The sequence below is a fragment of the Streptomyces sp. NRRL B-24085 genome (assembly GCF_001282115.1).
GTDB lineage: Bacteria > Actinomycetota > Actinomycetes > Streptomycetales > Streptomycetaceae > Streptomyces.
Genome location: NZ_LJBR01000191.1, coordinates 1 through 8,713, shown reverse-complemented (window position 1 = coordinate 8,713; position 8,713 = coordinate 1). Strand labels below are relative to the sequence as shown.

Sequence of the window (8,713 nt, the reverse complement as noted above, 5' to 3'; positions counted from 1 at the left end):
CAGACCGACGACCTTCGTGGCACCGGTTTTCGCGGCGATCGCCGCGAGCGCGTCGGTGAGCGCGGTGAAAGCCGCCGGGTCCGCGAGGAGCGGGGTGATGTCCTTGAACATCACCCCGGGCTCCGGGTAGTCGGCCACATCGCGGATGCGGCTGAGCAGCAGCTCTGTGGTCTCTGCGAGCTCGGTCATCGGCGCTTCCCCGAAGGACGGCCGCGGCCCCGGCCCCGGGACGCGGGCTGGGTGCGCGGACCGACGACCGCGTGGGCGGTGTCGTCGTCCGGCTCGTCGTCCAGGACGGGACGGACGTCGGCCGTCTCCTCCTCGACGGACGCCTGGGCGCGCTTGGCCAGGACCCGCTTCTTGAGGGCCTTCATCGCCGGCTCGCGCTCCTTGAGGTCGGCGACGAGCGGGGTGGCGATGAAGATCGAGGAGTAGGCACCGGCGGCGAGACCCACGAACAGCGACAGCGAGATGTCGTTGAGCGTGCCCGCGCCGAGGAAGCCGCCGCCGATGAACAGCAGGCCCGCCACCGGCAGCAGCGCGACCACCGTGGTGTTGATCGAGCGGACCAGGGTGCTGTTGATCGAGCGGTTGGCGATGTCGCTGTAGGTCCAGCGGTTCTGCTTGGTGATGTCCTTCGTCTGCTCCTTGAGGGAGTCGAAGACGACGACCGTGTCGTAGAGCGAGTAACCGAGGATGGTCAGCAGACCGATCACCGTGCCCGGCGTGACCTCGAAGCCGACGAGGGCGTAGATGCCGACGGTGATGGTGATGTCGTGGATCAGGGCGACGAGCGCCGCGATGGCCATGCGCCACTCGAAGGCGATCGCCAGGTAGATCACGACGAGGACCATGAAGATCGCCAGACCCTGCCAGGCCTTGTTGGCGATCTGGTCGCCCCAGCTCGGTCCGACCAGGTCCGCGGCGATGGTCTCCGGGTCGACCTTGAAGTCCTTGGCCAGGTCGGTCTTGATCTGGTCGGACTGCTGGGTGTCCATGCCGGCGATCTGGATGCGCAGCGTGCCGTTGCCGAGCTTCTGCACCACGGCGTCGTGGCCGGAGGCCTCCTTGGCGTACTCCTCGGCCTGGGAGACCGAGACGCTGGTCTTCTCGGTGGTGAAGACCGCGCCGCCCTGGAAGTCGATGCCCATGTTGAGGCCGCGCACCGCGAGGCCCACGATCGCCGTGATGGTGATCAGGATCGAGATGCCGTACCAGAGCTTGCGGTGACCGATGAAGTCGTAGCTGATCTCGCCACGGTGCAGCCGGGCGCCGATGTTGCCGAGTTTCGACATGCTCACGCCTCCTTCGTCTGGGCGGGGGCGGGACGGCGGGTGCGGCGCAGCGGCGGCTTGGCACCCAGGCTCTTCGGGTCGAGGCCGGACCACTTGCTGCCGCTCGCGAAGAACTTGCGGCGGGCCAGCAGCGTCATGAGCGGCTTGGTGAAGAAGAAGACCACGACGACGTCGAGCACGGTGGTCAGACCGAGCGTGAACGCGAAGCCCTGGACCTTGCCGACCGTCACGACGAACAGCACCGCGGCGGCGAGGAACGACACGAAGTCGGAGACCAGGATGGTGCGCCGGGCACGCGGCCAGGCCCGCTCGACGGCGGGACGCAGCGAGCGGCCCTCGCGGATCTCGTCCCTTATGCGTTCGAAGTACACGATGAACGAGTCCGCGGTGATACCGATCGCGACGATGGCACCGCACACGGCCGGCAGGTTCAGCGCGAAGCCGATCGTCGGGCCGAGCAGCGACATGATCACGTAGGTGAGGATGCCGGAGACGAGGAGCGAGGCCATCGCGACGAGCGACAGGCCCCGGTAGTACGCCACCAGGTAGACCACGACCAGCAGGAGGCCGATGGCGCCGGCGAGGAGACCGGCGTGGAGCTGGTCACCGCCGAGCGCCGCCGTCACGGTGGTCACGCTCTGCTCCTGGAAGGAGAGCGGGAGGGCGCCGTACGACAGCATGTTGGCGAGGTTCTGGGCCTCTTCCTGCGTGAAGCTGCCGGAGATCTGGGCGTTGCCGCCGGTGATCGAGGAGCTGACGTAGGGGCTGGAGACGACCTCGCCGTCCAGGACGATGCCGAACTCGTTCTGCGGCTGGGCGTTCTTGGCGAGCTGGCCCGTGATGTCCGCGAACTTCTTGGCGCCCTTGCTGTTGAAGGTCATGGTGACCTGCCAGCCGGCGGCGGTCTGCGTGTCGAAGACCGCCTGGGCCTTCTTGACCTCGGTGCCGTCGACGGCGGCCGGACCGAGCAGGTACTTGTACCAGACGCCGGACATCTCGCCGCAGCCCACGGTGGTCTCGCCCGGCTTGGCGCCCTCGCCCGCGGTGGTGCGCTGGGCCTTCTTGGAGCAGTCCAGGGCGGCGTACTGGGCCTGGATCTTGGCGTCGCCCGAGGTGCCGGTGCCGCCGCTCGCGGAGGCCGACGGCGAGGCGGAGCTCGACGCGCTCGCGGACGCCGACGGCGTGGAGTCGGCCTTCAGCGCGTCGGTGACGGCGCGGCCCTGCGAGGTGGCGGAGGCCGACGGGGAGGACGACGAGGTCGCCTTCTCGCCCGTGGAGCCGGACTTGCTCGCGGAGGGGCTCGGCGAGGCGGTCGAGGAGCCGCTGGCGGACGGGCTCGGCGACGCCGCGGCGCTGCCGGTGGCCTCCTGGGCCAGGACCGGACGGAAGTACAGCTTGGCGGTGGTGCCGACCTGGTCGCGGGCCTCCTTGGAGTTGGTGCCCTTGGGGATGTTCACGATGATGTTGCGATCACCCTGGGTCTGCACCTCCGCCTCGGAGACGCCCAGACCGTTGACACGGCGGTTCATGATGTCGACCGCGGTGTCCATATTGGCCTTGTTGATCGCGGACCCCTGGTCGGCCTTGGCCTCCAGCGTGATGCTGGTGCCTCCGGCGAGGTCGATGCCGAGGCGCGGGGTGGTGTGTCCGGACAGGAACATTCCACCGGTGAGCGCCACGATGGCGATCAGGATCAGGGCCAGCGCGCGCCCTGGCTTGCTCTGGGCACTCGCGCTCCGGCCCCTTTTGGGTGCTGCCACCTTCTCGTACTCCCTCTCGGGCCGCTCTCGCGCCGGGTCGGCGGGCGGGCGGCCATGACTGGTGTCGGGATCCCCGTGCGAGACGCGCAGGTCCGGGGCGCGCGGAGCTGGTCCGCCGCGCGCCCCGGAGTGCGACTACTTCGCGCCGGTGTCGCCGTCGGTCTTCTTCGGCTCGTCGTCCGACTTCGCCTCGGCGGCCGCGGCGGGCGCGTCGTCGGCGGGCTGCTCGGCCGTGTCCTTCTTACCGAGGTCGACGGACTTCTCGTCGGAGGCGGCGGCAGCTTCGTCGGCGGACTCGTCGGTCTCGGTGAGGGAGGAGGCGTCGTCCGGGACGACGTCGGCGTCGGACTTCAGGTCGTGCTCGATGCCGTGGACGATGCGGTTGTACTCGTCGTCCGTCAGTACGGCACCGATGGCGTTCTTCGCGAAGAGGAGTTCCACGCCCGGGCCCGCGTCGAGGAGGACGGTGTCGTCGTTGACCTCCTTGACCGTCGCGTACATACCCCCGATCGTGCGGACGCCGCTGCCGGGCTGCATTTCGTTCCGCATGTTGGCGGCCTGCTGCTGCTTCTTCTTGGCCGACCGGGTCATCAGGAACATGGCCCCGATGAGCACGATGAACGGGAGGAGGGTCACGAGACTCACGGGTCGGAACTTCCTTCACGCGACCGCGATGGTGAGCGGCCTGATGGTTGGGGGCGTGTGCACCGCCGACAAGGGCGGCATCGGCGGAGTCTAAGCGAGTCCGCGCGCAGGGAACAACGCTCAGCATCGCACCTGGGTTCCGGACCGGGCCAATGCTTCGCCGTCACAAAGGCATCACGTCCCGAACAGGTCCTGTTGTCCGTTTCCCGTGGACGCCGAGCGGGGCGGGGTGAGACCGAGATGCGCCCATGCGGCGGGAGTGGCGACCCGTCCGCGCGGGGTGCGGGCGAGCAGACCCTCCCGTACCAGGAAGGGCTCGGCCACCTCCTCGACGGTCTCGCGCTCCTCCCCCACCGCGACGGCGAGCGTGGACAGGCCGACCGGGCCGCCGCCGAAGAGCTTGAGCAGGGCCTCCAGGACTCCGCGGTCGAGGCGGTCGAGACCGCGGGCGTCGACCTCGTAGACCTTGAGGGCCGCCGCGGCGATGTCGCGGGTGATGATCCCGTCGGCCTTGACCTGGGCGTAGTCGCGCACCCGGCGCAGCAGGCGGTTGGCGATGCGGGGCGTGCCGCGGGAGCGTCCCGCGATCTCGGCGGCGCCGTCGGAGCCGATCTCGACGTCGAGCAGGTTGGCCGAGCGGTGGATGACGCGCTCCAGCTCGGCGGGTTCGTAGAACTCCATGTGCGCGGTGAAGCCGAAGCGGTCGCGCAGGGGGGGCGGCAGCAGGCCCGCGCGCGTGGTGGCGCCGACCAGGGTGAACGGGGGCAGCTCCAGCGGGATGGCGGTGGCGCCGGGGCCCTTGCCGACGATGACGTCGACGCGGAAGTCCTCCATCGCCATGTACAGCATCTCCTCGGCGGGCCGCGACATGCGGTGGATCTCGTCGAGGAAGAGGACCTCGCCCTCCTGGAGGGAGGAGAGGATCGCGGCGAGGTCGCCGGCGTGCTGGATGGCGGGGCCGGAGGTGATGCGGATGGGGGCGCCCATCTCTGCCGCGATGATCATCGACAGGGTGGTCTTGCCGAGGCCGGGGGCGCCGGAGAGCAGGACGTGGTCGGCGGTGGCGCCGCGCGCGCGTGCGGCCCGCAGGACCAGGTCGAGCTGTTCGCGGACCTTCTCCTGGCCGATGAACTCGTCCAGGTCCTTGGGGCGCAGCGCGGCCTCGACGGCCTGGTCCTCACGGTCGGCGGACGCACCGACGAGCCGCTCGGCGGCGGTGTCGTCGGCGGTGTCGTCCCAGTTCATGTGGTGTGCCTCTGTGTCGGGTGGATCAGCGGGCGCGGTTCAGGGTCTGGAGGGCCGCCTTCAGCAGTTGGCCTACCTGGGGCGTGCCCTCGGCCGCCTCCGCCTGCGGGGTCACGGCGGTGACGGCCTCGTCGGCCTCGCGCGTGGCGTATCCCAGGCCGATCAGGGCGGCGTGCAGCTGGTCGCGCCAGCCCTGGGTGACCGGGGCGCCGATCGCGGGGGCCCCGATGGGCTCGCCCAGCCGGTCCTTCAGCTCCAGGAGCAGCTTCTGGGCGCCCTTCTTGCCGATGCCGGGCACCGCGATGAGCGCCTTCTCGTCGCCGGTGGCCACCGCGCGGCGCAGCGCGTCCGGCGCGTGCACGGCCAGCATGGCCTGGGCGAGGCGCGGGCCGACCCCGCTGGCGGTCTGGAGCAGCTCGAACACCTGGCGCTCGTCGTCGTCGACGAAGCCGTAGAGGGTGAGGGAGTCCTCGCGGACGACCAGGGAGGTGGCGAGCTTGGCGGGCTGGCCGAGGCGGAGCGTCGACAGCGTGTTCGGCGTGCACTGCACCGCCATGCCGACACCGCCGACCTCGAGCACCGCGGTGTCGGGAGCCAGTGCGGCGACTGTGCCGCTCACGAAGGCGATCATGCCGTACGGCCTTTCCGTGCTGTGGTCTGTGCTCTGGTCTGTGCTGTGGCTGTGTGCAGGGCGACGGCCTGCTGGAGTCGGTTCTGGGCGGGGGCGCGCCAGATGTGGCAGATGGCGAGCGCGAGGGCGTCTGCGGCGTCGGCCGGCCTGGGCGGTGCGTCGAGTCGCAGCAGGCGCGTGACCATGGCGCCGACCTGGGCCTTGTCGGCGCGGCCGCTGCCGGTGACGGCGGCCTTGACCTCGCTCGGGGTGTGCAGGGCGACGGGGATGCCGCGGCGGGCGGCGCACAGCATGGCGACGGCGCTGGCCTGGGCGGTGCCCATCACCGTACGGACGTTGTGCTGGCTGAACACCCGCTCCACGGCGACGAATTCCGGCCGGTGCTCGTCCAGCCACTGTTCGATGCCCTGTTCCACGGCGACGAGCCGCTGCCCCAACTCGGCGTCCACGGGCGTGCGGACGACCCCGACGCCGATCATCGTGAGCGGCCGGCCCGCGACCCCCTCGACCACGCCGACACCGCATCGCGTGAGACCGGGGTCCACCCCGAGTACGCGCACCGTGCCCCCTCCCTCTCGCTCGCCTGTTTGTGCAGGCTATCTGCTGGCACCGACAACGGCGGCGGGCCGGTGGGGTGTGTCCCACCGGCCCGCCGGAGCCGCTCAGTTCGCGACAGCGTTACGCGTCGACCTTCTCCATGACCTCGTCGCTCACGTCGAAGTTGGCGAAGACGTTCTGCACGTCGTCGCTGTCCTCGAGAGCGTCGATCAGCTTGAAGATCTTCTTGGCGCCCTCCTCGTCCAGCTCGACCTGCATGGTCGGGACGAAGTTGGCGTCGGCGGAGTCGTAGTCGATCCCGGCGTCCTGGAGGGCGGTGCGGACGGCGACCAGGTCGGTGGCCTCGCTGAGCACCTCGAAGGACTCGCCCAGGTCGTTGACCTCCTCGGCGCCCGCGTCCAGGACGGCGGCGAGGACGTCGTCCTCGGTCAGCTCGCCCTTGGGGACGATGACGACGCCCTTGCGGTTGAAGAGGTACGACACCGAGCCGGGGTCGGCCATGGAGCCGCCGTTGCGGGTCATGGCGACGCGGACGTCGGAGGCGGCGCGGTTGCGGTTGTCGGTGAGGCACTCGATGAGCACCGCGACGCCGTTCGGGCCGTAGCCCTCGTACATGATCGTCTCGTAGTCGGCGCCGCCGGCCTCGAGACCGCCGCCACGCTTGATCGCGGAGTCGATGTTCTTGTTCGGAACGGACGACTTCTTCGCCTTCTGCACGGCGTCGTACAGCGTCGGATTGCCGTCCAGGTCGACGCCGCCCATGCGCGCCGCGACCTCGATGTTCTTGATCAGCTTCGCGAAGAGCTTGCCGCGCTTGGCATCGATCACGGCCTTCTTGTGCTTCGTCGTGGCCCATTTAGAGTGGCCGGACATCTGCCTGTCTCCTTCGCGTAACCCATCTCTGCAACCAACGCCTGAGATCCTACAAGGACTCCCGCGTCCGGGACGCGCGCACCATGTCGACAAAGAGAGAGTGCACGCGGTGGTCGCCGGTCAGTTCCGGGTGGAACGACGTGGCGAGCGCGTTGCCCTGGCGGACCGCGACGATGTGGCCGTCGTGCTCGGCGAGCACCTCGGCCTCGGCGCCGACGGACTCCACCCAGGGGGCGCGGATGAAGACGCCCTCCACAGGATCGCCCGGAACGCCCTTGACGTCCACGGCGGCCTCGAAGGACTCGTTCTGACGTCCGAAGGCGTTGCGGCGCACGATCATGTCGATGCCGCCGATCGTCTCCTGGCCCGAGCGCGGGTCGAGGATCTTGTCGGCGAGCATGATCAGGCCCGCGCAGGTGCCGTAGACGGGCATCCCCTCGCGCACGCGCGCGCGTAGGGGCTCCATCACGCCGAACAGGACGGCCAGTTTGGAGATGGTGGTGGACTCGCCGCCGGGGATGACGAGGCCGTCCACCTCGGCGAGTTCGTCGGGGCGCCGCACCGGCCTGGCCACGGCGTCGGCCGCGGCCAGGGCGACGAGATGCTCCCGGACGTCGCCCTGGAGGGCCAGGACGCCTATGACAGGAGTGCTCATGAGTGGTTACCAGCCGCGGTTGGCGTAGCGCTCGGTCTCGGGGAGGGTGTCGCAGTTGATGCCGACCATGGCCTCGCCGAGGTTGCGGGACGCGTCCGCGATGATCTTCGGGTCGTCGTAGAAGGTGGTGGCCTTCACGATGGCGGCGGCGCGCTTGGCGGGGTCGCCGGACTTGAAGATGCCGGAGCCGACGAAGACGCCCTCGGCGCCGAGCTGACGCATGAGCGCGGCGTCGGCGGGGGTGGCGACACCACCGGCGGAGAACAGCACGACCGGGAGCTTGCCGAGCTCGGCGACCTCCTTGACGAGCTCGTACGGGGCGCGCAGCTCCTTGGCGGCGGCGTACAGCTCGTGGTTGTCGAAGCCGCGCAGCCTGGCGATCTCGTTCTTGATCTGGCGCAGGTGGCGGACGGCCTCGACGACGTTGCCGGTGCCGGCCTCGCCCTTGGAGCGGATCATGGCCGCGCCCTCGGCGATGCGGCGCAGGGCCTCGCCCAGGTTGGTGGCACCGCAGACGAAGGGGGTGGTGAAGGACCACTTGTCGGAGTGGTTGACCTCGTCGGCCGGGGTGAGGACCTCGGACTCGTCGATGTAGTCGACGCCGAGGGACTGAAGGACCTGGGCCTCGACGAAGTGGCCGATGCGGGACTTCGCCATGACCGGGATGGACACGGCCTCGATGATGCCCTCGATCATGTCCGGGTCGGACATCCGGGCCACGCCGCCGTCCTTGCGGATGTCGGCCGGGACCCGCTCCAGCGCCATGACGGCGACGGCGCCCGCGTCCTCCGCGATCTTCGCCTGCTCCGGCGTGACGACGTCCATGATCACGCCGCCCTTGAGCTGCTCAGCCATGCCGCGCTTCACGCGCGCGGTGCCGGTCTCGGGAGCCTGGTTCTCGGTGCTGGACACGGGTTGACCTCGCTGATGTGAAAGGGGATTACTGCAGCACCGAGGAAACGTCACCGAAGCAGGCCACAGCAAGGGCCAATGGGGAGGCGGTGGATCGTTTTTGCTGCTCGGGTGGCCGAGGGGGGCTCGCGACGGATGG

General features: G+C 69.9%; 9 protein-coding genes and 1 pseudogene. All 10 read right to left on the bottom strand.

Features of this window, described 5'->3' with window-relative positions:
* Positions 1-189: pseudogene (locus AOJ26_RS21270) on the bottom strand (adenine phosphoribosyltransferase); the annotation flags it as partial.
* Positions 186-1,295, bottom strand: coding sequence for a protein translocase subunit SecF (gene secF / locus AOJ26_RS21265; protein WP_053849916.1), 1,110 nt, complete (start codon positions 1,293-1,295; stop codon positions 186-188). The pseudogene AOJ26_RS21270 and the gene secF, both read right to left, overlap by 4 nt.
* 2 nt (positions 1,296-1,297) lie before the next feature.
* Positions 1,298-3,055: a protein translocase subunit SecD gene (gene secD, locus AOJ26_RS21260; RefSeq protein WP_179200240.1), complete on the bottom strand. Its 1,758-nt coding sequence runs from the start codon at positions 3,053-3,055 to the stop codon at positions 1,298-1,300.
* Positions 3,056-3,190: 135 nt separating this feature from the next.
* Positions 3,191-3,700, bottom strand: a complete 510-nt coding sequence (gene yajC, locus AOJ26_RS21255) for a preprotein translocase subunit YajC (protein ID WP_053849914.1) — start codon at positions 3,698-3,700, stop codon at positions 3,191-3,193.
* Positions 3,701-3,874: 174 nt separating this feature from the next.
* Complete coding sequence (gene ruvB / locus AOJ26_RS21250) at positions 3,875-4,945, bottom strand: Holliday junction branch migration DNA helicase RuvB (RefSeq protein ID WP_053849913.1); 1,071 nt, start codon at positions 4,943-4,945, stop codon at positions 3,875-3,877.
* Positions 4,946-4,970: 25 nt separating this feature from the next.
* Positions 4,971-5,576, bottom strand: coding sequence for a Holliday junction branch migration protein RuvA (gene ruvA / locus AOJ26_RS21245; protein ID WP_053849912.1), 606 nt, complete (start codon positions 5,574-5,576; stop codon positions 4,971-4,973).
* Positions 5,573-6,136, bottom strand: a complete 564-nt coding sequence (gene ruvC, locus AOJ26_RS21240; protein WP_053849911.1) for a crossover junction endodeoxyribonuclease RuvC — start codon at positions 6,134-6,136, stop codon at positions 5,573-5,575. The genes ruvA and ruvC overlap by 4 nt, the downstream gene beginning before the upstream one ends.
* A gap of 118 nt (positions 6,137-6,254) precedes the next feature.
* Positions 6,255-7,007: a YebC/PmpR family DNA-binding transcriptional regulator gene (locus AOJ26_RS21235; RefSeq protein WP_053849910.1), complete on the bottom strand. Its 753-nt coding sequence runs from the start codon at positions 7,005-7,007 to the stop codon at positions 6,255-6,257.
* A 49-nt stretch (positions 7,008-7,056) separates the two neighbouring features.
* Positions 7,057-7,662, bottom strand: a complete 606-nt coding sequence (pdxT, locus tag AOJ26_RS21230; RefSeq protein ID WP_053849909.1) for a pyridoxal 5'-phosphate synthase glutaminase subunit PdxT — start codon at positions 7,660-7,662, stop codon at positions 7,057-7,059.
* Between the two features lie 6 nt (positions 7,663-7,668).
* Complete coding sequence (gene pdxS / locus AOJ26_RS21225) at positions 7,669-8,574, bottom strand: pyridoxal 5'-phosphate synthase lyase subunit PdxS (RefSeq protein WP_020138065.1); 906 nt, start codon at positions 8,572-8,574, stop codon at positions 7,669-7,671.
* Positions 8,575-8,713: the final 139 nt, after the last annotated feature.